This window comes from Brumimicrobium aurantiacum (assembly GCF_003402975.1).
GTDB classification, from domain to species: domain Bacteria; phylum Bacteroidota; class Bacteroidia; order Flavobacteriales_D; family Crocinitomicaceae; genus Brumimicrobium; species Brumimicrobium aurantiacum.
The window spans coordinates 414,694-439,599 of sequence record NZ_QURB01000001.1 but is presented as its reverse complement, the minus strand read 5'-3'; the positions used below and the strand labels follow the sequence as shown (position 1 = coordinate 439,599).

Sequence of the window (24,906 nt, the reverse complement as noted above, 5' to 3'; positions counted from 1 at the left end):
ATAAATTCGTGAAATATACAGACTTTAGAAATGTAAGCTGTCATTATAAGTCTTGTATGATGGCTGTAGCTGTTTCCATTCTTTCCTTGGCTGAGCCTTTAAGAATAGTGAAACTAACTTTTTCCTTTTCTAATACCGAACGATATAATTCAAAGAGTTCACCTCTGTGGTTTGGACTTTCCCTCAAAGGATCTTCTTCCCATGGAATACCTTCTGGACTGCATAAGAAGTAATGGTCAAAGTTTTGGTTTTTAACCAAATCCACAATGTAATCTGAAACCTTTTCGTATTTGAATTTCGACCAGATGTACAACACAATGTTTTCTGTGTCATAGATGTTCATTCCTTGAATTTCGTTTTCCTTCCTTTCAGATTCTTGTGCCCTAGCGATGATTTCTAAATCTTTAAATTGGTATTCTCCATCGCGTTCCATTAAGAAATCTCTAGCATATTCCGCAAACCAAACACCATCAAAATGTTGTGCAATAGCTTTTGATATTGTTGATTTCCCTGAACTTTCAGGTCCTGTGAATGTGACTTTCAATTTTCTGAGCTTTATAGATTCGAATCCATGAGATAAAAGCAAAAATAGCAATTATTGTATAGATCAAATAATGGAATCCTGTGAGGTAAAGTCCTCGGGAAGAGTATAGGGAAATTAATGTGGCGTCAATAACAATCCAATAAATCCAGTTTTCCAATACTTTTTGAGTCACCATGTATGTCGCTACCAGACTAAAAACAGTACTGAATGCATCGAGGTAAGGGTTTTCTTGATCTGTCCAAATAACCATAATATAGCCAAGGGCAACAGTTACAATTGAGCTCGCTACGATATTGAGGAGATGGTATTTAATCGGCCAACGAATGATTAGTCGTTCCTCGCTACTTCCTTTATTCCACGTAATCCAGCCATAAATTGCCATAACAAAATAGAAAACTTGTAAGCAGGATTCTATGTAGAGTTGACTTATGTAGCACAAATAGATATAAATCGCTGTGCTTACCATTGCAAAAAACCATCCGAAACGATTTTTTAAGGCAATTAAAATTAGGTATCCAGTACCAATCAAAACACCAGCCCATTCTAGCAAAGAAGTGTTTGCTAACCCTTCTAAAACTTCGTCAATTATTTCCACGTTGGCGAAAATAGTGATTTATCTATTGCAATTGAAAAACAATAAAAGCTTTGATTTGAAAATGCACTTAAATTTTTAGGACTCGCCTTTTGAATAATCTTCCAACAAAGAAAATTATGTTTAATACAATGGTAGTAATTATTGTTACGGCAAAAAAGTCTAATGTTTCTGATTTCTTTATAAAATAATAAGGACTTTCCTTGAGATAAAAAAGAATTAAGGTGAAAACAACGGCTATTATTAAAAGTTTTAAAAACGGTTTTTTCATCACAGAAAAATTTATGTTACTTGTTTACCTGTAAAAATAGACCATTAATCTTTGAAAAAGAAAACTTTATCGATAAAAAAAACATGTTTTTGTCGTCGTGTAGCGTTCTTAATAGTTTGATTATGAAAAAGGTGTAAATTTTCAATTCTCTGGAGGTGCATCATAAAACAACCTTTGTGATTCACTTGGTTTCAGTCTTTTTACTGTCAGTGATTACTCAAATTCAAATATAGATTCCTCCTTCTCTTTTTCATTCTCTTTTTTCCAAGCATCAATTTTCCGTTGCAGTGCGTTTTTCTTCTTTTTCTTACTTTCTTCAGTGAAATCCTCTTGAATAGTGTCTTGTCCAAAATCCATGATAATTTTCTCTTTGGGTTTCTCGGTAGTCTTTATTTCTTTAATGGTCGTATCCTTCTTGTTGATACCAAATCCTGTTTTTAAGGCACTTTTCAAATCGTCTTTAGCTTCCTCGCGCTTTTCTTCTTTCACTGCTTTTTTTGCTTCTTTGTCCCATTTAAATTCAGGATAATCAATCGTGCCATACATTTTTAAGAATACTCTAAACCCTGTTCCATCGTCTATCACGTCTCCAAATTCAGAACTTGTGGTTCCTTTTATTTCTCTAAATCTAAAATCAAATGAATAATCGATAGCGTTGTCAAATGAATGCGTTCCCGATAAATTTACATCTAATGCATTGGATCGAATGGTCATTTTGGGGATGGTGATTACTCCATTTTTTACTGTGAATTCATTTTCAAAAGAGTCAAATTGTAAATTCAATAATCGCGCTTCAAAAGCATCAATCTTTGATTTTTTAATCAGAAGTCCTCCACCTGAAGCACGCAAACTCTGTGTGATTTCTTTAAATGGTTCTACATTCATCAGTGCCCCATCTGTGATTTTAACCTTTGCTTTCACATCAAACTTCTCTTTTAAAATCTCCTCTTCATACAAGTCAAACGGACCTTTAAAATCCAATTGTATTTTTGCACTTCCATTGATGTTCTCTGATTTTATTACTGTTTGATCAAAGTTGTTCCATTCAGCAAATAATGGCTTAAAGTTTACTTTTGGAGAACTTAAACTGGTTTCTACAACTAAATACATCGGACGAGTTTCTGTGATTTTCAGGCGTCCATTTATCTTAGCCTTGGCACTTACCCCTGAAACATAAGGGAAAGTCAATTTACGTTTTCCAAAGTTCATTTTTCCTTTAATGAATGTGTATTGATGGTCGCTATAAATAACCTCGTTGAGTGTTAGCATTAACTTTCCGTCAATTTTGTTGGGTAAAATCCATGCTTTACTTTTACTTGTTTCTTCTTGGGTTGAGGAAAGATCATCTAAATTCAAAAAGTCGCTACTAACACTTGCATCAACAGACAGATTACGTGCTCCTTTAAAATAATCCGCTAAATGGTTGAATTGCCCATCCAAGGTAAGTGACGATTGATTAAGAGAAACGGATAGATCTGTAATTCCTGCAAATTGATTGCGAATGGTGATTTTTCCATCCTTTATTCTCACTGCTCTTTCGTCATTCATAAATTTTGTAATTATATTATTCAATCGCAAGGAAGCTCTTAAATCATAAATGGTAAGATTTTGTGGGTCCGTCTTTGGACTATTCATTCTTAAATCAAAATTCCCATCGAGTAAAACGCTTCCAGATAGTTCTGACAAGGAGAAAGGTCCAAATAAACGATGAATCGCTTTTAAATCGAGTAATCCTTTCGCTTTTCCTCTTAATCTTGGTCGATCAAAATCAGAAATGCTAAGGTTCCCAGAAAAGGCTTCGTTTAAAGTATTGAACTGTAGTTTAGACAATACAACTTGTTCTTTGCCAGTTGAAATACCATTGGTGTAACTCCCGTTTAAGTTGATGTTTGAAAGTGAAAACCCTTGCTCTGATAAACTTCCGTTTTCGATATTAAAATTGGCATCTATGGCAGGTGATTTTGTTTTTTCATTGGCTCCTCTGATGAAGAGTTCAAAATTTACTTTCCCTTGACCATTGATTTCATCAACTACATCAAGTTCTTGGATGGAGAAATTATTCGCGACTTGAGAAAGTTCAAGGCCTCTCGATCCTACATAAAAGTTTAAGCTATCATTGCTTACTTTTCCCCTCACCAAGAAAGGCAACTTGTTGATGGATAAATCTGCTGAAATAATTTCAAAAACATCATTGATTTGATCCATTTGAATGGAAATATCACATTTTGCACTTTTGTTTTCTATTAAAGTAAGTGACTTCGATTGAATAGTTTTAACGTCAAATTCGGTGAGGGCATTTAAAACAAATTGCTTTTCATTAAAGGAACCGTTAAAATCTAGATTTTTGAAATACCCTTCATAAAACTGTTGCGTCGACTCGTTGTGATAAGTGAAATCTGTAGCACGTAAATTGATACGTTCCAAATTAAATTCAAATGGCGAATTTGTAGTGTCTTCACTCGGTTTGAGGAAATCATAATTCACTTGGCCGTTTTCAAGAATTTTTAAATTGAGTTTTGCTTGATCAATATCAATCCGGTGAACGCTGAAGTCGTTGTTGAAAAAATCGAGTGGATTAAACCTAAGGTCGATCTTTTTAGCATAAATTGCGGTATCGGCCGTTATTGTGGTGTCAAATTTACTGTGCACCAAAACATCATCAAAGGATAGCCTCATGTCTGGAAAGCTTTTCCAAATCCCAACATCTATGTAACCAATATGTACACGCTTGTTGAGGTATTTGTTGGCTTCCTTTAGAGCGTATGATTTGATGTCGTCTTTGAAAACGAGAATTAAGGCACTAATGGCAAGCATGAGTCCGATGGTAATTCCAGCGACCCATTTGAAAATATTAAATGCCTTTTTCCAGTTCATAAAACAAAATTAATAGGGAATCTATTACAAATTGACCAAGCTGGTTATACTTATTAACGTAGAATGTTTTAAAAAGGTACATGGCTTTTTGGGAAATAGAAGAATATTGTAGGTCTCTTAATGGCGTATCTTTATATTAAACAATATATTTGCACTAAAATTAAAGATTATGAGTTTAGTAACAGTTGGAAGTGTCGCGTTTGATGCTATTGAAACACCGTTTGGAAAAACAGATAAAATTATCGGAGGAGCAGGTACATACATCGCTTTTTCTTCTTCATATTTCATGAAAAAACAGAATATTGTTTCTGTTGTTGGAGAGGATTTTCCACAAGAAATGTTAGACAAATTAACAGATAAAGGTGTTAATCTAGAAGGTCTTCAAATCAAGGAAGGTGAAAAAACTTTCTTTTGGTCAGGAAAGTACCGAAATGATATGAATTCAAGAGACACACTTGTTACTGAATTAAATGTATTGGAGCATTTTGATCCAATTATCCCAGATTCTTACCAAGGTTGTGAATACTTAATGCTAGGAAACTTAAGTCCAGACGTTCAGTTGAAGGTAATTGAAAGAATGGAGAAGCGTCCTAAGTTGATTGCAATGGATACCATGAACTTTTGGATGGATATCGCAATGGATGACTTGAAGAAAACCTTAAAAAAAGTAGATATCTTAATCATCAACGATGAGGAAGCGCGTCAACTTTCTGGTGAGTATTCTTTAGTGAAAGCAGCGAAGGTGATTCGTGATATGGGACCAAAATATTTGGTGATTAAGAAAGGTGAGCACGGTGCATTATTGTTCCACGGTGAAAACACCTTCTTTGCACCAGCATTACCTTTGGAGGATGTGTTTGACCCAACAGGAGCTGGAGATGTATTTGCTGGAGGATTTGTTGGTTATTTAGCTTCGTCAGATGATATTTCTTTTGAGAATATGAAAAGAGGTGTTATTGCGGGGTCTGCAATGGCTTCATTCTGTGTGGAGAAATTTGGTACTGAAAGATTAGAGAATTTAACAAAAAGTGAAATAGAAGGTCGTATTCAAAAGTTTGTCGATTTGACGAATTTTAAAATGGATTAATCTATTTAATATCTATTACAATGGAGAAAAGAGAGTTTATTGAGGCACTTAAAGAACTAACCGAGAAGGAAAATGTTCTAAGTACTGGAAGAGAAGTGAATGAATTGCGAACGCAATTTGAAGATTATTTAATTGAAGCGACTCGTCAGTTTCAGATTGCTGAACTAGAAGCCAAAGATAAAGGTGAAGAATTCACTGAACAAGATTGGATGACACCACTCAAAGAAGAGTTTTATGAAATCTTTTCTCCATACAAAGAAAAACGTAAGGCGGTGATTGACGCTAAGCGTTCTGAAGAGGAAGAGAACTTAAGAAAGAAAAGAGCTTTGATCAATCAACTTCAGTCTGTTATTTCAGATGAAGAAAATATCGGAGCTGCTTTTTCTGCGCATAAAGAAATCAATGAAAAGTGGAAAGAAGTAGGTGACATTCCACGTGATAAGAGAAATGATGTTCAACAAGAATACAGTCGTTTGTTGGAACAGTTTTTCTACAATATGAACATCTACAAAGAAATCAAAGACTATGATTTCAAAAAGAATTACGAAACAAAGAAAGCTTTAATTGAGCAAATCAAAGCGCTACTCAAGGTAGAGAAAATCAAGGAAGTTGAGGCTTCAATTAAACAATTGCAAAATGAATGGGAAGACGTAGGTCCAACCAAACAAGAGCAATGGGAAGAATTGAAGGATGAGTACTATTCAACTGTAAATAAGATTTATGACCGTATTCGTTCTTTCTATGATGATCGAAGAGAGAAAATGCAAGCCAATATCGCTCAAAAGAAAGAGTTGATTCAGAAAATGGAAACAATCCTGGCTCAAGCGCGTACAGACGTAAAAGCATGGTCTGCACAAACTAAAGATGTACTTGCTTTACAAAAAGATTGGAAAGGAATTGGATTTGGTCCGAAGAAAGAAAACGATGAGGTTTGGTCTACTTTTAGAGGGTTATGCGATCAGTTTTTTGATGAGAAAAGTGATTTCTACAAAGATATTCAAAAGGAATATGATAAAGTTGCTGAGGTTAAAAAAGCTTTGATTGCTAAAGTGAATGAGCTTAAAGAAAGCACTGATTGGGGTGCAACAACAAAAGCAATTATCGACCTTCAAAAGCAATGGAAAAGAGCAGGAAGTGCTGGTCAGAAAAATGAACAAAAACTGTGGAAGGAATTTCGTGGGGCTTGTGATGCCTTTTTTGATGGTAAACAAGCACATTTCGAAGAAAAAGATAAAGCTTTCGAAGGTAACCTAAAAGCGAAGGAAGAATTAATCGAAGAGATTTCAAATTGTAATTTACCCGAAAACAAAGAAGAAGCGATTGCCAAAATCAATGATTTTACTGAACGTTTTAACGCAATTGGTTTTGTGCCTTCAAAACAAAAGGACAATGTTTTTAAAAGTTACAAAGCTGCGATAGATAAACTTTATGCTTCTCTAAACCTTGAAGGAGAAGAAAAAGAAAAGGTAATGTTTGAAGCGCGCATTAAAACAATTCAAGGGAGTGGAAATGCTGCTGAAATGTTCGAAAAGGAAAAACAAGCCATCCGCAATGAGATGAGCAATGTGAAGCAAGAAATTATTCAATTTGAGAATAATCTTGGATTCTTTGCAAATTCTAAAGGAGCAAATGCCCTAAAAGAACAAGTTGAAAATAATATCAAAGCGGAGCAAGAAAAATTAAATAGTCTTAAAGCAAAGCTTAAAATGATACCTAATGAATAAAATATACAATACCTGGATTTTCATTATCTCAGTGCTAACACTGCCTTTTGCGTTTGCAGTTGGACTTAATGAGGTGTTTGGTATTTTTGGCCTTAAAATTCACGGAGACCAGTTCGAATATACTGAATTGGTCTTTGGAATTGCCGCCGGTTTACTCTTTCTTCTAGGTGCATCACGTTCTTCAAGAAAGTGGTCGGGAATAAAGATTGTAAATCAAAAAGAAAAGTTTCAATTTAATTCTAAAATTAACTCAGAGAGACTTCAACGTGTATTGTTGTACAATAGTCTTGAAGTTGTTGGCTTTTTCTTGATTGGAATCGTGTTTTTTGTCTTTTCTAAAGATGCTTTATTTATTACCCTTATTTTTTTCATCTTTATTGCAGATGCAATTGCCAATACCTTAAGAGGTGTGGTTGGTCATAAATATAGAGTTGGGATGACAAGTAAAGCAATTGTTGCTGTAGATCGTGAAGTAGTGGCAATTTATTTTAAAGGGTTAAAGCGAATTTCTATTTCAAAAGGACAACTTTTTTTCGAATACAATAACAACGATTTGGTGCTCGATTTTCAACTAAATATGATACCAAATGACCAGCAGGAAGAGTTTATGCGCCTCTTACGCTTAAATGTCGACGAAACTAAGGTTTACTTCTCTGGATTCGATAATTCTTAAGACTAACCATTTTTGGTTAACTTTCAATTATAATTTTGTGGCTCTAAGTTAATTTATTACTTTTGGGGAGAATCATTAACTAACTCCACTTGTATGAGATTGATTATTATAGCTTTAGCGGTTTTTCATTGTGTTTGCGCGCATGGCCAATTTGGTCCAGGTGGTGTAGGTTCTCCATCTACCAATGGCTTATGGTTAGATGCTAGTTCAATTACTCCAAATGCAAACACCGTAGAAATATGGAATGATGACTCCGGTAATGGTAATCCTGCGAGAAATCAAACATCAGCTGAACAGCCAGTATATGTTTCTAATGGTATTAATGGGAAACCCTCTCTTCGATTTGATGGAAGTGATGACCAAATGGAGGTGAATAATAATCACACAATATTAGACGGTACTTCAGGAATTACGATGTTTGCTGTTGTAAGGCCTACAAATCTAGATGGAAAACCACGTGGAATTTTTGGTAAAAGAGTTGATCAAAACACGAGTACCAATTATGCCTATACTTTCTTCTTTTACCATGGTTATAAATTGAATTTAGATGTCACCACCCAAAACAATAGATTTGCCACTCCTGTTGGTTTTAATAATGGAAAAGACTATTTACTTGCCTTTGATTTTGATGGTACTCAACCTGTAGAGAAAAGATCCCGTATATTTAACGGTGGTAACCTCTTGGCTGAATCTATCGAGTCCTCAACTTTAGTGCAAAATAGTGATAGGGGCCTAACATTAGGTGGCTTGAATTATGATTATACTAATGGAGGCTTTTATAGACTAGGCGGTTTATACTCAGAAATTATTCATTTCAACTATAGATTAAATACTGCCCAAAGAATTATTGTTGAAAATTATTTAGGAGCGAAGTATGGTATTACAGTAGCAAATAAAATGTACCATCATGAGTCCTCACATGATCATGATGTTGCTGGAATAGGTAAAGAAGATAACAGTAACTTTCATGATGATGCACAAGGTCGTTCAATCGTCAGAATCAATAATCCATCAAATCTTACAGGTAGGGATTATTTGATGTGGGGACACAATGGAGCTTCACTCGAGTATAACAACATTATAGATGTAGATCAAGCTACGATTCAGTCACGTATGTCAAGAACTTGGAAGGTGAGTAAAACGGGTGATTTAGGAAAAGTTGACATGACCTTTGATATTTCAGATTTTTCTCCTGTTACAGCGTCAGATATCCGCTTGTTGGTTACACAAAGTACTTTTGCAAATGCAAATGTGATTGATTATGCTACAATTATTAATGGAGATAAGATTGTATTTGAAGGTGTAGAACTTTTTGATGGAGACAGTTTTACACTTGGTTCAATTAATGTTGAACAAACTCCTTTACCTGTAGAGTTGACAGATTTTAATGCTATTTCGAATGAAAAGAACGTTGAAATTAATTGGAGTACAGCTTCAGAGTTAGATGCTGATTATTATTTGGTGCAGAAAAGTAAATATGGGGTGGATTTTAATAACATCGCACGAATAAAAGCTGTTGGTACTACTACCAATAGAAGTGAATATTCAATTATTGACGATTCACCATTTTCTGGTATTTCATATTATCGATTGATTCAAGTCGATATTAATGGAGAAGAAACAAAATATGGAACAGTTTCCGTAGATCGTGTACAAGATCAAGCTTTTTCTATTGTGCCTAATCCTTCTAATGGTAGGTTTAGGGTTAAAAGTGCAATTGCAACAATGGAAAATACAAATGTATCAATACTAAATGCCACGGGACAAAAGGTTTATGATTTGACGCTTCAACCTAATGAATTAAATTATAAGCATATTAATTTAAACCTAAATTCAGGATTATACATGGTTAGGGTCTCTCAATCCAATGGAGCTAGCGCTGTCTTGAAATTGTTTGTGAAGTAATTGTTTAACAATCCTTAGATAGTTGGTTCGAACATTTCTAAAGATGATATGTTACTTTTGTAATATGAAAGTTGTATTGTTTTTTTTGACTTTAATCCCCTTAAGTGTTTTTTCTCAATTCGGACCAGGTGGGGTTGGAAGCTCTTCTGATAATGGTTTATGGTTAAAAGCTGATAATATTCTTGGACTTTCTGATGGAGATCCTGTTATAACTTGGGAAGACCAGTCTGGGAATAATAATGATGCTTCAAATCCATCCACTGTAGAAAGACCAATTTACTCCTCAAATAGTGCTATTAATGGTCGACCGAGTATAGTATTCGATGGTAGTGATGATCAAATGTTTATTGGGGATGCAGATATTTTGGATGATAGTCGACAAATTACTTTTTATACTATAGTGAGGTGTGCCAATTTGGATGGGCAGGCAAGAGGTATACTTGGAAAAAGAGTAAACTATTCAACCAGTACTGATTATTCTTATTCGTTCTTTTTTTGGTCTGGAAATACTTTGACTTTAGATACCGAAAAAAGGGATAACCGTTTCAATACAACTCAAAGTTTTACAAATGGATCTAAAACTATGGTTGGTTTTGATTTTGATGGGTCAAGAAATGTTGATAAGCGATCTAGGATTTTTGAATCAGGGGATGTAATTGAAACACATAGAGATGATGCCACAGCCATAGGAAATAGTAATCAAGATCTTGTATTGGGTGGCTTGAACAAAAATTATCATCTTAGGTTTAAAGGTGATATGTCTGAAATTTTACACTATAACCGAGTTTTAAATACTGCAGAAATGAAAATCGTAGAGAATTACTTGGCAAGTAAATATGACTTTGATTTACCTAATGCAAAAACCATTTATCAACACAGGAATACGCATGCAGGAGAAGTGGCAGGGATAGGACAAGATGATAGCCAAAATAAACACAATGATTCACAAGGATCTGCTATAGTACGCATAAAATCACCTCAAAATATGTATGATGGAGATTTTTTGCTTTGGGGACACAATGAAGCTCCATTTTCAACTAATAATACTGTTGATGTTGATGGATTAGTAATAAAATCTCGAATGTCAAGAACATGGAAAACTTCTGAAATAGGTGATGTTGGAGCTACTGATGTAAGCTTTGATTTAAGCGGTTTTTCACCTATTGAATATAGTGATGTAAGACTTATTATTGATCGAGATGGAGATGGTTTTGCAGACAATGATATTACTCCATTAGTTGGGGTTGTAAATGGAAGTACGATTAATTTTTCAAATGTTGATTTTGAGGACTCAGATGAATTTACATTAGGTTCTATTAATTCAGTTCAAACTCCTTTACCTGTAGAGTTGACAGAATTTAATGTTCATTCAAACGAAAATCATGTAGATGTAATTTGGGAAACAGCTTCAGAACTTAATGCTGATTATTATATCATTCAAAAAAGTACTGATGGAAAAATCTACAGTCAAGTATCAGAGGTGAAAGCCAATGGAACAACTTCTAATGTTTCGTACTACTTACACGAAGATCACCGTCCATATTCAGGTGTTTCTTACTATCGATTAATTCAAGTAGATTATGATGGTAAAGAGACAACTTATGGTCCAATAGCTATAGATAGAGTACAATCTCAATCTTTTATATTGGTTCCTAATCCTACATCAGGTTCTTTTAGGTTGAAAAATACAATATCAACAAATCATACTACAGAACTTGAAATTTATAATGTTAACGGAAAATTGATGAAGTGTTTAACACTTTTACCAGATGAATTAAATGTAAGATCAATTTTGCTTAATGCTGAATCTGGTGTTTACTTCGTTAAAACTTTCGTTGAAGGAAAATATAACTCAACCTTGAAACTGGTAGTTCAATAGGCTCTTTCACTTTTTTTAATGATTTCCATGGACTAAAATCAATTTTTTAAGTAAATCTTGATGGTTTTATTCCCATATTTGTAAATTCAATTGAATAAATTATGGATTTCTGGATTAAAGCCGCTCAACTATTATTATCTCTCGCTATTCTTGTTACTCTTCATGAGTTTGGTCACTATTTAGCTGCCCGTGCATTTAAAATTCGTGTAGAGAAATTTTACCTTTTCTTTGACCCTTATTTTTCCTTGTTGAAAAAGAAAATTGGAGATACAGAATGGGGAATCGGTTGGTTGCCTCTGGGTGGATATGTTAAAATTGCAGGTATGATTGATGAGTCGATGGACAAAGATCAAATGGCGCAACCCCCAAAAGACGATGAGTTTCGCTCAAAACCTGCTTGGCAACGTCTGATTGTAATGGTAGCAGGTGTAGTCGTAAATGTTATCGTTGGTTTCTTTATTTATACTATGGTTGTCTCTGCATGGGGTGAAAGCGTGGTTAAAAATGAAACCTTAAAATATGGCCTTGCAGTGAATCCTGAGTTTCAAGCATTGTATCCTGAAATCGAAGATGGTGATATCATCACTGCTGTTGATGGAGAAAAAGTTGAGAACTCAAGCTTGGTTAATATCCAAATTTTCTTGCGTGGTTATAGAAATTTAGAAGTGCAAAAACCAAATGGCGAAAAAATCAACGTTAAACTAGATGAGGAGATCAATGATTGGATGTGGAAAAATGATGCTGTTTTAGCCTTTAATCCACGAAAAACTACGATTGTAGATTCTGTTTTGCTAGATAGAGATGCATTCGTGAAAGGTTTAACCAAAGGCGATAGTATTGTGAGTATTAACGGAGTTTCAACACCTTATTTCCACGAATTACAATATGAACTCGCAAAAATAGAGGAAGATACTGCGCTTGCTAGTGTTGGACTTTATAGAAACGGAGAATATAAAGAATTAGAGATTTATACCGATGTCAATAAAACAATTGGTTTCTTGGCGAAAAACCCTGAATGGCTAAAAGCAACACATACTGATTTTACTTTTGGAGAATCAATTTCTAGAGGAATTAGTAAGGCTGGTTGGACAATGTATGATTATGCCGCACAATTACCATTGATCTTTACTTCAAAAGGAGCTAAAAATGTTGGTGGTTTTGGAGCGATTGGTAGTTTATTTCCTCCAGCTTGGGATTGGCAAGTTTTCTGGATTAATACTGCATTTCTTTCCTTGGTCTTGGCCATAATGAATATCTTACCTATTCCTGCATTGGATGGTGGTCATATTGTGTTTTTACTATATGAAATGATTACAGGTAAAGAGGCGCCTCAAAAAGTGCTTGAATATGCACAATTGGTTGGATTTATCATTGTATTGACCTTGTTTGTGTACGCCAACGGAAACGATGTCTATAAGGCTTTGGTAGAATAATCTCCTTTCAATTAGGTTGTGTAATGTTTATGATTTGTTGGTTTTGATTGTCTTGACTAGGTTTTAACTTCCTTCAAATAGACATATTGTATTTTATAGCTAATATTCTACCGGTTGTCAATATTGTTTGATTTCATTCAGACAATTGACTTAATAATCGTATTTTTGAGAGTAAAGATTGAATGCTATGAAAACCCTATTTTTATTTTTGAGCTTAAGCGTAATTTTTACAAGCTTAAATGCTCAAGAATTCTCTGTGAAATATCAAATTTCAATGGAGTCCTCTGATGTGAAAATGCAAGAGCAATTGCAAATGTCGCAAGGCTCTACATTACACGTTTTTACAAAAGACAATAAATCTCGCGTCGAAATAAATATGGGGCAATTAATGAAAACCACAACTATCCTCGATTCGGAAGAAGGAAAAGGACTTATATTTATGGATGGTGTTTTGGGAAAACAAGCCGCAAATTTTGAAGGTGAAGATTTTGAAAACTACAAAACAGAGAAAGCTGAAGATGAGATAACAATAACTCATTTGGATTCTGTAAAGACTATTTTAGGGCAAACTTGTTCTCTTGCAATTGCAACTATAGAAGGTGAAGATCTTGAAGTTGAGTTTTGGTACAATAAAAATATAGATGGATCTAAATTATATATGCTAAACAATACCAATTATAAATTACCTGGATTAGTTCTTGAGTATGTAATAGAACAACCTGATGTTAATGTTTCTTTTAAAGCGATAAGTTTTGAAGATAAAATAGAAAATGAAGAGCTTTTCGATACAGCAATTCCTGAGGGTTATATAGAGAAATCCTTTTTAGAGTTAACCAATATGTCTGGACAATAATATAAATTAATAAAAATGAAAACAATGAAAATTAAATCAATACTTGCAACAGCATTAATGATGGTCTCACTGACTACCATGGCGCAGATAAAAAAAGGTACAGTTTCTTACGATGTATATATGTCGTCTGACGATCCGAATGTTTCGGCTTATGTTGATCAAATGGGGGAAAGTACTTTAGACATTCATTTTACAGAATTCAATATTCGAACTGATTTGATTATGGGATCTTTTATGACGAATTCAACTATTTCTGAAATAGATTACGATACATCTTTAGTCCTTATGGATGGAATGATGGGGAAGATTGCCATGAAGGTCACTGATGAAGATATGAGTGATGACCAAAGGGCTGCTTTTGAAAATGTTGACGTGGAATTAGTTGATGAAACAAAAGAAATCATGGGCTATACTTGTAAAAAAGCATATGTGACAACTGAGGATGAAAATGAATCTGTTGTTTGGTACACTGAAGAAATTTTACCTGTATACCGTAAAGGTCAATTCCTTTCAGAAGAAATCCCTGGACTACCTCTAGAAATGGAAGCCAAAAATGGAAAAATGAATATGAGAATGGTTGCCTATAAATTTAAATCAAAAATAAAGAATGAAAAAGAAATCTTTAGTTTAGAAGTACCAGAAGGATTTAAGATTTACACTCCTGAAGAATTGAAAAAAATGGGAATGGGTGGACGATAATTATTTAAACTTAAAACGATTTACATTAGCTTTAATTTTGGGCTTCCTGTTTACAAGTTGTGGAAATGTGGTCAAAAATTATGATCAATTTCTGACCAATAAATTCAAACGTAATGGTTTTGTGTCCGAGACTGCTAATATAAATAATCACAACATATTTTATTATGATAATAAACAGGAGGAAGCTCCTGTTTTATTGTTTGTACACGGTTTTGGTGGAGATGGAAAACTGTCGTGGAAAGAACAGGCTTTTGCTTTTAATGATGAGTATCGCGTAATTATTCTCGATATCTTATGGTTTGGAAAAAGTCTAAGTTCTTCAGAGCCGCAATTGGATACACAGATAGAAGCCGTAGGACAGTTGATCAATCATCTTGCGTTAGAAAATGTAAATATTGTAGGGATTTCTTATGGTGGATTTATCAGTTTAGGAGTCGCTCAAAAATTTGAAGATAAATTGGCTTCCTTAACCATTGTTGATTCACCTGGTGTTCATTATTCTCCAGCTGAACAAGAAGCGTTTTGTAATAAAATAGGTGTAGGTCATATTGAAGAAGCTTTCGTTCCTGAGAATAGTGAAGAGGTAAAGAGAATGCTTAACTTTACATCAAAGAAATCAGTGACCTTTACTAAAGGAATTAGGCAGCAAATTCTAGGATTTTATCTTAGCAAGTATCCTGAAAAACAAAAGGAAATGCTCAAGAATTTACCCAATAATAGGGCCCGATTTAAAGAATTGAATTTTACTGTTCCTTCCCTTATATTATGGGGAGAAGATGATGAAGTCTTTGATGTGGAAAATGCTAAGGCTCTACAAAAGCAACTGAATGCAAAATTGGTAGTGATTAAAGATGCGGGACATTCCTTGCCAATCGAAAAACCAAAGCAATTTAATAAAGCATTAAATGATTTCATCCAAAAAGTCGCTAACTTTAATTGAAGAATGCGCTATTTGGCCTTTTTAGAAAGTAAATTGATGAAGATTAAACCTTTTCATTCCTAATTGAAACATTCGTAATCCGGTAACTATCGGATCCTAATTATCTATATTCTTAATTCAATAACTATCTTTGTTTAACATTAAAATTTCATCATGTCAGAAGAGAAAACAGCACTCATATTTGCAACGCAAAACAAGAATAAGGCCTTCGAAATACAGGGGCTTTTGCCAGATCATATTATCGTGAAAACTCTACAAGATATCGGTTGTGATGATGATATTCCAGAAGAACAACCTGATTTGAAAGGGAACGCATTGCAAAAAGCGCGTTATGTTTATGAAAAGTTTAATGTAAATTGCTTTGCTGATGATACAGGACTTGAAATTGATGCTTTAAATGGTGAGCCAGGTGTGTATAGTGCGCGCTATGCTGGACCAGAAAAAGACAGTAACAAAAATATGGATTTGGTCCTTGAAAAGCTTGAAGGAGAATCCAATCGAAAAGCTCAGTTCAGAACTGTGGTTGCATTAATTTTGGATGGAAAAGAAAATGTTTTCGAAGGCAAGGTAACTGGAGAAATTCGAAAGGAAAAAAGTGGAGCAAAAGGTTTTGGATATGATCCAATTTTTGAGCCTGAAAACTTTGGAAAAACCTTCGCGGAAATGTCATTGGAAGAGAAAAATGAGAGAAGTCATAGGAGTAGAGCAATTGCCGCTTTAGTTGACTTTTTTAAATAGTAAGCAAGACATTTCTTATCTGTATTACGGGTAAAAAAACAGTATTTTTAAGTTTAATATCTTCTGAATTTTCAGAATCGATTTTCAAAATTATTTGAATTATGGCAAAAGTTAAAACAGCTCATTTCTGTCAAAATTGTGGACACGAATCCGCAAAATGGTTAGGACGTTGTCCTTCTTGTAGCGAATGGAATACATTTGTTGAAGAGGTGATCAGTAAAGGCAAGAATGAGGTCACTGCGTTTGCTAAAACTTCAAAGAAAACATCTAAGCCACGCGCAATTCACGAAATAAAGGAAGTGCCTCATCAACGTATTCAAATGGTAGATAAGGAATTGAATCGTGTACTTGGAGGTGGTTTGGTTCCTGGATCTTTAATTCTTTTTGGTGGTGAACCTGGTATTGGGAAATCGACTTTGATGCTTCAAATGGCCATGCAAGAAAACAAACATAAAATATTGTATGTGTCAGGTGAGGAGAGTGAACAGCAAATTAAAATGCGCGCCAGTAGAATAGGGGCTTTAAATGAATCTTGCTTTTTGCTCACAGAAACGCAACTGGAAAGTATTTTTAAACATGCCGAAGAATTACAGCCTACAATGTTAGTGGTCGATTCAATTCAAACTATACATAGCGAAACGATTGAAAGTTCGCCTGGAAGTATTTCACAAATACGTGAAAGTACTGCACAATTATTGCGTTTTGCAAAACAAACAGAAACACCTGTTTTCTTAATTGGGCATATCACCAAAGAAGGTTCACTCGCCGGACCGAAAGTGTTGGAACACATGGTGGATACGGTATTGCAATTTGAAGGAGACCGAAATCATGTTTATCGTTTGTTGCGAAGCATTAAAAACCGTTTTGGTTCTACAAATGAGTTAGGAATTTATGAAATGTTAGGGTCAGGATTGCGTCAAGTGGATAATCCTTCTGAAATTTTAATTTCTAACAATCAAGATCAGCTTTCAGGAACGGCAATTGCAGCAACTTTGGAAGGTTTGCGTCCCATGTTGATCGAAGTACAAGCTTTGGTGAGTACAGCAGCTTATGGAACGCCTCAGCGTAGTGCAACAGGTTTTGATTTGCGCCGACTCAATATGTTACTTGCCGTAATGGAAAAACGCTGTGGATTTAAGCTTGGTGCTAAAGATGTTTTCTTAAATATCGCGGGAGGAATTAAAGTGAATGACCCAGCTATTGATTTAGCAGTAATGGCTTCTATTTTATCTTCAAACGCAGATATTGCCATAAAGAAGAACATTTGTTTATCTGCCGAAGTTGGACTTTCAGGTGAAATACGTCCTGTAAATCGTGTAGATCAAAGGGTTTCAGAAGCTGAAAAGTTAGGCTTTGATAAAATAATTATTTCTAAAGAGAATAAAGGAATCAAACAAAAGGATTTTAAAATAGAAATTGTTGGATGCACCAGAATTGAAGAGGTTTTAAGGGAGTTGTTTGGTTAAGAAAATTTGATTAAATCATTTCTATTCTCCAAACCAACTAAAATAAGTGCGCAATAAAAAGAAGCCGTTTTCATTTTCTTCCAAAGGATAAAAATCAAGAAATAATCCATGTCCACGACCTGTTTCGATATCGAATTTATATTGATGAACAGGACAGATTACTTTTCCATTTTCTATGCTGCATCCTTGCATCTTTTGACCTTGATGTGGGCAATCATTTATAAAAGCATAGATTTCATCTTCTTTCTTGACGAATAATACTTCACCAAATGGAAAGTTCTGAATGTATTCTCCATGTGCATTAAAATTATTCAAAAATGCTTCACGAGAATCTGCTAATCTATATTTTCTTGTTTTATCTGAAAACATTGTGTCTTATAGTTTAATGAGTGGCTATTTCCTTCGATGCTATAAATTTTCTTCCTTTTGCGGTCAATCGATAGCGTTGTTCTTTACTTTTTTCGTTTTCTTTATCTGTAAATTCCAAAAGTTTTAATTCCCGTAAAGAATTAAGGTATTTTCTTTTATTTATGGATTGGTAGCTCATTCCTAATTCATTCTCAATAAGTTCTCTTCCTTTTTGTGGTGAATCTTTACAGGATATTAAAATTTTAAGATGTTTTTTATTAAGTTCTTCAATCCTCCATGTCTTGGTCACTTTTTTCTGTACATTGTATTCTTCTTTACTTTCCTTAACTATAAATTGAGTATCTGGATGCTCTCCTATTTGATCAAGTAACCATTCTATGTATTGGTCTAATTGACTAGCTAGAAAATAGGGTAAACTTAATAAATGGAATGGCTTTCCATTCTTTGTCTTTAATTCATCTAATTTTATTTCACCTGCGTATAGTCGTATTGCAAAATGTAATGGAGATCTGTCCATAAAAACCTGAAGTGATTTTAAGGTTCCTTTTGCTCCAGGCTTTACTTCGATGGGTATGATTTTTCCATTATAGACATGTAGAAAATCAATTTCAGCATCAGATTGCTTTTTTTGACGTATCCAAAAATGTAATTTATCTAAACTTAGGTTTTTTTGAGCAAGTAATTCTTGTCCTGTTAAATGTTCTATTAATGTTCCTTTATAAACACTATGTAGGTCTTGTGTGCCGATAATGTCTTTTTGGAGTCCTAGATTATAATTAATTAAACCGCTATCTAAAAATTGAATTCTCGGTGTCTTTTTTTGATCTGGTTCTAGTGGTAATGTTGTTCCTGTTACGGGATATAAAATGTGTAATAAATATGTTTTTTCTAATGCACGTAATACTTCTCCTATTTCTTTGGAACTGTAATTGGAATTTCCAAAACCAACAAGGGATGTTCTACTCCCTGCTTTTTTGATTGTTTGGTGTATACAAAATCTAATCAATTGTAATTGATGTTCTGATTTGGCGTATTTTTCTGCATCTTGTATGTAGGATTGAATTAAACTATCATACAATGGCCCTAATGCTGTAATGTCTTTGTGTTCCCGATAATGCTGAATTATCTCGGGCATTCCGCCGATTAATGCATAGGTGTGGAATGATTCAAGTAGGCTAGAATGGGCATAGTTTTCTATGGGTAATTTTGCATACTCTTCTAGCAATTGATCTTCTTCTAATGCGGTTAAATATTCCTCGAATGAAACAGGTCGCAACACCTTATATTCAACTCTTCCTACTGGGAATGTTACGTTTTTTCCGAGTAGGGTTTCTAACATACTTCCGGCAGATATTACGGCTAATTCTGGTAAGTCTTCTTTAAAATAACGCAAGATGTTTACGGCTTCTGGCATTTCTTGTATCTCATCGATGAATAGTAATGTTTCATTCACTAATTCTTTTTTCATACGATGTTGCAAAAGTATCTGTGCAAATAGTTGATGTATATCTCTGAAATTTTTGAAGTATAAACGGTCTTGTGCTGATTCGAGGTTGAGATATATGTATTGTTTGAATTGTTTTCCAAATTCATGTACCAATGTTGTTTTTCCTACTTGTCTAGCTCCACGAATAACCAAAGGTTTACGAAAACTGTTGGTTCTCCAGTTTTCTAATTCTTTTATCATTCTTCGGTAAAACATCTTCTTGTATGTCTTTGGATTTTAGTAGATTCACTCACACAAATATAGTAAATATTTTTAAGTAAGGGTTAGTTTTAAATAATATTAAACTAAAGTAAGGGTTGATATTTACAAAAAACGAACTAAAGTAAGGGGTGTTTTACACCTTAGAATCAAAATTTTACACTTTGGCGATGAAGAATTACCATTTACATTATTATGACGGTAGCTTTAAACTGTTATTTTTAAAGTGAAAAACTTAGTACCCTAAGTTAGAACTCAGCCATCTTTCCATTTCTTCAAATCTTTTTCCTTTGCGTTCTGCTAAACTTTCTACTTGGTCCTTGGCAATTTTTCCGACTCCAAAATATTTTGCTTCTGGATGTCCAAAATACCAACCGGCAACTGCTGCTGTTGGGTACATTGCCATATGTTCTGTCAGTTTAACTGTGGTATGTTTTGTGGCGTCTAGTATTTCAAAAAGTCCTGGTTTTTCTGTGTGATCTGGACAAGCGGGATAACCAGGAGCTGGACGAATTCCTTTGTATTTTTCTTTGATCAGGTCTTCGTTGTCGAATTCTTCTTCTGGGGAATAGCCCCAAAATTCTTTTCGAACTTTGGCGTGTAGTAATTCTGCAAAGGCCTCTGCTAATCTATCGGCTAATGCTTGAATCATGATTGCATTGTAATCGTCGTGATCGTCTTTAAATCGTTTGATGTGTTCATCTATTCCTATTCCTGATGTTACTACAAATCCTCCAATATAATCTTTGATGCCACTTTCTTTTGGTGCGATAAAGTCTGCTAAGGCAATGTTGTGCGCTTTTTTAGATTTTTTCAGTTGGGATCTTATAGAACGTTGAACATACAATACTTCTGTTCTCGATTCGTCTGTGTAGATTTCAATGTCATCATCGTTGATTGAATTAGCAGGAAATAAACCATAAACTCCTTTGGCTGTTAACCATTTTTCATCAATGATTTTTCGTAATAATTCCTGAGCTTCTTTATATAGTTTCGTTGCTGATTCACCAACAACTTCGTCTTCTAGAATTTTCGGAAATCTTCCGGCTAGTTCCCATGCTTGGAAGAAAGGGGTCCAATCAATGTATTTACTTATTTCTTCTAAGCTATAATCTTCAAAATGCTGAACGCCTAATTTGTTTGGAGTTTGAATATCTTCTTGCTTCCATTCAATTGGGAATTTGTTTTTTCTTGCTTCGACTAATGGTAAATAGACCTTTTTTGCACTTTTATTTTGATGATGTTCTCTTAATTTCTTGTATTCCTCTTTAATGTTGGATACAAAAATGTCGCGTTTATTTCCAAGTAAGCTTTCAACAGCGGTAACTGATCTTGAGGCATCTAAAATATGCACAGTTTGATTTTTCGTATAAAATTGTTCAATTTTTACGGCAGTATGTACACGAGAAGTTGTGGCTCCTCCAATTAAAAGTGGAATGTCAATATCTGCTCGTTCCATTTCTTTGGCTACTGTTACCATTTCATCTAATGAAGGTGTAATTAGTCCACTGAGTCCGATGGCGTCAGCTTTTTCATCAATTGCGGTTTGGATGATTTTTTCTGCTGGTACCATAACTCCAAGATCAATGACATCGTAGTTGTTGCAGCCCAAAACAACGCCTACAATATTTTTTCCAATGTCATGTACATCACCTTTTACGGTTGCCATTACAATTCTTCCATTTGGTTTATCTCCTTCTTGTTTGTCTTCTTCAATAAACGGTAGTAGGTAGGCAACAGCTTTTTTCATAACTCTTGCAGATTTTACTACTTGAGGTAAAAACATTTTCCCACTTCCAAAAAGATCTCCTACGATATTCATTCCATCCATTAATGGACCTTCAATGACTTCAATTGGTCGTTTGAAATTTTGACGACATTCTTCGGTGTCTTCAATGATATATTCTGTTATTCCTTTTACTAAAGCGTGCGAAAGTCTTGCATTTACTGGTTGTTCTCTCCACGATAAATCAACGACTTTCAACTTCTTTTCACCTACGAAGTTTTCAGCAAAATCGAGTAAACGTTCTGTTGCATCAGCTCTTCTGTTTAAAAGAACATCTTCCACTTTTTCAAGTAACTCTTTGTCAATGTCATCATAAACACCGAGAAGGGAAGGATTAACGATTCCCATGTTCATACCTCGTTGTATAGCGTGATACAGAAAGGCAGAATGCATTGCTTCACGAACAGCATTGTTCCCTCTGAAAGAAAATGAGACATTAGAAACTCCTCCCGAAACACTAGCTCCTGGTAAATTTTTACGAATCCATTCGGTGGCGTTAAAGAAATCTAAGGCATTGTTTCGGTGTTCTTCCATTCCTGTTGCAACAGGAAAAATATTAGGGTCGAAAATGATATCTTGAGGAGGGAAATTTACTTTATCAACTAATATATTATAAGACCTTTTACAAATTTCAATTCTTCTCTCGTAATTGTCTGCTTGTCCATCTTCGTCGAAAGCCATCACGATTACAGCAGCTCCTAATCTTCTTACAATTTTAGCACGTTCGATAAATAATTCTTCACCGTCTTTCAGCGAGATTGAATTTACAACTCCTTTCCCTTGAACGCATTTTAATCCTGCTTCGATAATTTCCCATTTTGAAGAATCTACCATAATTGGTACACGTGCAATATCTGGTTCTGATGCTATTAAATTAAGAAAGTTAATCATGGCTTCTTTACCATCGATCATTCCTTCATCCATGTTCACATCAATGATTTGTGCTCCACCTTGAACTTGTTCTAAAGCAACCTCCAAGGCTTCTTCAAATTTTTCTTCTTTGATCAAGCGTAAAAACTTTTTAGATCCCGTAACATTTGTACGTTCACCAACGTTAATAAAATTGGATTCAGTGCTAACAATTAAAGGTTCAAGTCCGGAAAGCTGTAAGGGTGGAATATTATTATTGTTCATAGATAAAGACTTTTGAAAATTTTTTAGATGCTTTGATTTAGTTTTCTAACCTTATGTTTTTCTGCTAGATCAGCAATTACTTTAATGTGCTCAGGAGTGGTTCCACAGCATCCTCCGATGATATTAACCAATCCTTCTTTCAAGAACTCTTCGATTTGTTCTCCCATAATTTCAGGAGTTTCATCATACTCACCAAATTCGTTAGGTAAACCGGCATTTGGATGTGCAGAAACATAAAATGGCGCTTTTTCATCCATTATTTTCAAATATTGTCTTAATTCTCTTGCTCCTAGAGCACAATTTAACCCAACACTTAAAACGGGTAAATGTGATATAGAAATAAGAAATGCTTCAGTGGTTTGTCCTGTTAATGTTCTACCTGATGCATCTGTGATTGTACCAGAAACCATTATAGGTAAATCTGTGTTTAATTCTTCTTGAATAACATCAATGGCATATAAAGCAGCTTTTGCATTTAAAGTGTCAAATATAGTTTCTACTAATAATATATCAACACCTCCTTCAATAAGTGCTTTAACTTGTAAACTATATGCTTCTACGAGTTCATCAAATGTGATTGCTCGAAAAGCGGGGTTGTTTACATCTGGAGAAATAGAACAAGTTCGGTTTGTTGGCCCAATTGCACCTGCAACATAGCGAGGTTTATTAGGTTCTTTTTGTGTGAATTCATCAGCAACTTCTTTTGCCAATTTAGCCGAATGAAAATTAATATCGTAAACGGCTTCTTCTAAATCGTAGTCTGCTTGGGCAATTGTTGTTCCAGAGAATGTGTTCGTTTCACAAATATCTGCTCCTGCTTCAAAATAGCTTGCATGAATCTCCTTGATGATTTCTGGTCTAGTTAGTGAAAGTAAATCATTATTTCCTTTCAATGGTTTTTTGGCATCTTCAAACCAGTTTCTACGAAAATCACTTTCCTCTAAATCATATTGTTGAATCATTGTACCCATAGCACCGTCTAGTACTAAGGTTTTCTCTTTTATTATGTCGCGTATGTTTCTTTTAGTCATAGTCATTTTATAATCGGTAATTGCTATACCGTAATTAAAAATAATATTTTTAATAAAAGAAAAAGGAAGAAAAAGCCGTAGTCACTTTAGTTCAACTTATCTATTTTCAAATCTTAATCGAAATTGAAAAAGGATTTGGCACCGAAATTAAAAGTTTAAAAGGTTGCCAAGGTTTCTTAGGGCCTGTCCCTCCACCTTTCTTTATAAGTATTATTTTATTCTTTTAAAGAACTTCTCAAATGTAAGAACTAATCGTAAGGAATAAAAATAGTTATACTTATTTTTTTATTCCTTGATTTTCACTTCCCGATTTTAAATGTACTTTTGATCTATGACAAAATGGGCGACATATTCTTTTGTAATAGCTTTGATATCAATGTTATTACCTACTATATTTAATGCACTTGGATTTGAAGGTTCTACAATTATTGATTTTTTACCATACTTTTCTATTGTTTTTGGGAGTGCAGGAGTCATTCTTCTTTTTTCAAGTATGATGAAGAACAAATCAATCAATTTATCAGGCGTTATGTTGTTGTTAAGTATAACTCTAATTATTTATGGGGTTTCTTTGAACCGTTTAGCAATTGAGGGTAGTAGCTACTTATTGTTAACTGGAGTAGTTGTAATTGGGGTATGGTTGATTATTCCAAACAAAATTAATAATAATTAATTTCTATAAACAACAAGAGAGAAAGCGGGCGCTTTCTCTCTTGTATAACACTACTACTTATGAAACCTAACACTATATAAACCTCTGATTTTTTCTTTTGTTGTGTTGATATGTAAAATAAATGTTAAAGAAATGTTTTTTTTAAGCATTATATTTTAGACAATCATTTATTCATATTTATTGTAAAAAACAACAGGAGAGAAAGCGGGCGCCTTCTCTCCTGTTTACACTACTACTTATGAAACCTAACATTGTAATAACACTGATTTAAATCATTTGTTGTACTCATATATAAAATATATGTTAAAGAATTTTTATCTCTTTTTGATCTTATTTAGACTCGTAATTGCTTTTTTATTTGAATGTTTAATGAAATTTAATATCATTAAATAAACAAGAGAGGAAGCAATTGCTTCCTCTCTTGTTAAACACTACTACTTATGAAAACTGTACAATTTTACATGCCTTAGACATGTTTGTATCTTATGGTGTAAAGATACGTTTTTCTATTGCTCCAATTTCGTATATAA

At 34.2% G+C, this 24,906-nt stretch carries 19 protein-coding genes and 1 riboswitch; of the genes, 12 read left to right on the top strand and 7 right to left on the bottom strand.

What is annotated here, in order from left to right:
• Nucleotides 1-43: 43 nt before the first annotated feature.
• The 3 genes from DXU93_RS01940 to DXU93_RS01930 form a co-directional block, all read right to left on the bottom strand.
• The gene (locus DXU93_RS01940; protein ID WP_165851322.1) at nt 44-544 is read right to left on the bottom strand and encodes an AAA family ATPase; all 501 of its coding nucleotides are present in this window, start codon (nt 542-544) and stop codon (nt 44-46) included.
• Nucleotides 519-1,139: a nicotinamide riboside transporter PnuC gene (pnuC, locus tag DXU93_RS01935; RefSeq protein WP_165851321.1), complete on the bottom strand. Its 621-nt coding sequence runs from the start codon at nt 1,137-1,139 to the stop codon at nt 519-521. The genes DXU93_RS01940 and pnuC overlap by 26 nt, the downstream gene beginning before the upstream one ends.
• A 481-nt stretch (nt 1,140-1,620) precedes the next feature.
• The gene (locus DXU93_RS01930; RefSeq protein WP_116879553.1) at nt 1,621-4,281 is read right to left on the bottom strand and encodes an AsmA family protein; all 2,661 of its coding nucleotides are present in this window, start codon (nt 4,279-4,281) and stop codon (nt 1,621-1,623) included.
• Between the two features lie 166 nt (nt 4,282-4,447).
• Here DXU93_RS01930 and DXU93_RS01925 point away from each other — a divergent pair, with 166 nt between their 5' ends.
• The 11 genes from DXU93_RS01925 (at nt 4,448) to radA (ending at nt 17,678) form a co-directional block, all read left to right on the top strand.
• Nucleotides 4,448-5,368, top strand: a complete 921-nt coding sequence (locus DXU93_RS01925; protein WP_205679224.1) for a PfkB family carbohydrate kinase — start codon at nt 4,448-4,450, stop codon at nt 5,366-5,368.
• Between the two features lie 20 nt (nt 5,369-5,388).
• Complete coding sequence (locus DXU93_RS01920) at nt 5,389-7,092, top strand: DUF349 domain-containing protein (RefSeq protein WP_116879551.1); 1,704 nt, start codon at nt 5,389-5,391, stop codon at nt 7,090-7,092.
• Complete coding sequence (locus DXU93_RS01915) at nt 7,085-7,765, top strand: hypothetical protein (RefSeq protein ID WP_116879550.1); 681 nt, start codon at nt 7,085-7,087, stop codon at nt 7,763-7,765. The genes DXU93_RS01920 and DXU93_RS01915 overlap by 8 nt, the downstream gene beginning before the upstream one ends.
• A gap of 93 nt (nt 7,766-7,858) precedes the next feature.
• Nucleotides 7,859-9,670 (top strand): T9SS type A sorting domain-containing protein, encoded by a 1,812-nt coding sequence (locus DXU93_RS01910; protein ID WP_116879549.1) that lies wholly within the window; start codon nt 7,859-7,861, stop codon nt 9,668-9,670.
• Nucleotides 9,671-9,734: 64 nt separating this feature from the next.
• Complete coding sequence (locus DXU93_RS01905; protein WP_165851320.1) at nt 9,735-11,549, top strand: T9SS type A sorting domain-containing protein; 1,815 nt, start codon at nt 9,735-9,737, stop codon at nt 11,547-11,549.
• Nucleotides 11,550-11,650: 101 nt separating this feature from the next.
• On the top strand, nt 11,651-12,982 hold the full coding sequence (gene rseP / locus DXU93_RS01900; RefSeq protein WP_317126912.1) for an RIP metalloprotease RseP: 1,332 nt from the start codon (nt 11,651-11,653) through the stop codon (nt 12,980-12,982).
• Between the two features lie 187 nt (nt 12,983-13,169).
• Nucleotides 13,170-13,835 (top strand): hypothetical protein, encoded by a 666-nt coding sequence (locus DXU93_RS01895; protein ID WP_116879546.1) that lies wholly within the window; start codon nt 13,170-13,172, stop codon nt 13,833-13,835.
• 24 nt (nt 13,836-13,859) lie between these two features.
• Nucleotides 13,860-14,534: a hypothetical protein gene (locus tag DXU93_RS01890; RefSeq protein ID WP_123776018.1), complete on the top strand. Its 675-nt coding sequence runs from the start codon at nt 13,860-13,862 to the stop codon at nt 14,532-14,534.
• Nucleotides 14,524-15,474 carry an alpha/beta fold hydrolase gene (locus DXU93_RS01885; RefSeq protein ID WP_116879544.1) on the top strand — a complete coding sequence of 317 codons (951 nt, stop codon included), beginning with the start codon at nt 14,524-14,526 and terminating at the stop codon, nt 15,472-15,474. The genes DXU93_RS01890 and DXU93_RS01885 overlap by 11 nt, the downstream gene beginning before the upstream one ends.
• Before the next feature lie 153 nt (nt 15,475-15,627).
• Nucleotides 15,628-16,212: a non-canonical purine NTP diphosphatase gene (locus tag DXU93_RS01880; protein ID WP_116879543.1), complete on the top strand. Its 585-nt coding sequence runs from the start codon at nt 15,628-15,630 to the stop codon at nt 16,210-16,212.
• Between the two features lie 101 nt (nt 16,213-16,313).
• On the top strand, nt 16,314-17,678 hold the full coding sequence (radA, locus tag DXU93_RS01875) for a DNA repair protein RadA (protein WP_116879542.1): 1,365 nt from the start codon (nt 16,314-16,316) through the stop codon (nt 17,676-17,678).
• Between the two features lie 21 nt (nt 17,679-17,699).
• On the opposite strand, the gene DXU93_RS01870 is transcribed toward radA, so the two are convergent.
• From DXU93_RS01870 to DXU93_RS01855, 4 genes are all read right to left on the bottom strand, one after another.
• Nucleotides 17,700-18,047 (bottom strand): Rieske (2Fe-2S) protein, encoded by a 348-nt coding sequence (locus DXU93_RS01870; protein WP_116879541.1) that lies wholly within the window; start codon nt 18,045-18,047, stop codon nt 17,700-17,702.
• A gap of 13 nt (nt 18,048-18,060) precedes the next feature.
• On the bottom strand, nt 18,061-19,734 hold the full coding sequence (locus DXU93_RS01865) for an ATP-binding protein (protein WP_205679216.1): 1,674 nt from the start codon (nt 19,732-19,734) through the stop codon (nt 18,061-18,063).
• A 253-nt stretch (nt 19,735-19,987) separates the two neighbouring features.
• Nucleotides 19,988-22,672 (bottom strand): methionine synthase, encoded by a 2,685-nt coding sequence (metH, locus tag DXU93_RS01860; protein ID WP_116879539.1) that lies wholly within the window; start codon nt 22,670-22,672, stop codon nt 19,988-19,990.
• Nucleotides 22,673-22,695: 23 nt separating this feature from the next.
• The gene (locus DXU93_RS01855) at nt 22,696-23,709 is read right to left on the bottom strand and encodes a homocysteine S-methyltransferase family protein (RefSeq protein ID WP_116879538.1); all 1,014 of its coding nucleotides are present in this window, start codon (nt 23,707-23,709) and stop codon (nt 22,696-22,698) included.
• A gap of 87 nt (nt 23,710-23,796) precedes the next feature.
• A riboswitch (SAM riboswitch) is annotated at nt 23,797-23,913 on the bottom strand.
• Between the two features lie 121 nt (nt 23,914-24,034).
• Between DXU93_RS01855 and DXU93_RS15115 the strand changes: the two genes are divergently transcribed.
• Nucleotides 24,035-24,376: a hypothetical protein gene (locus DXU93_RS15115; RefSeq protein ID WP_116879537.1), complete on the top strand. Its 342-nt coding sequence runs from the start codon at nt 24,035-24,037 to the stop codon at nt 24,374-24,376.
• Nucleotides 24,377-24,906: the final 530 nt, after the last annotated feature.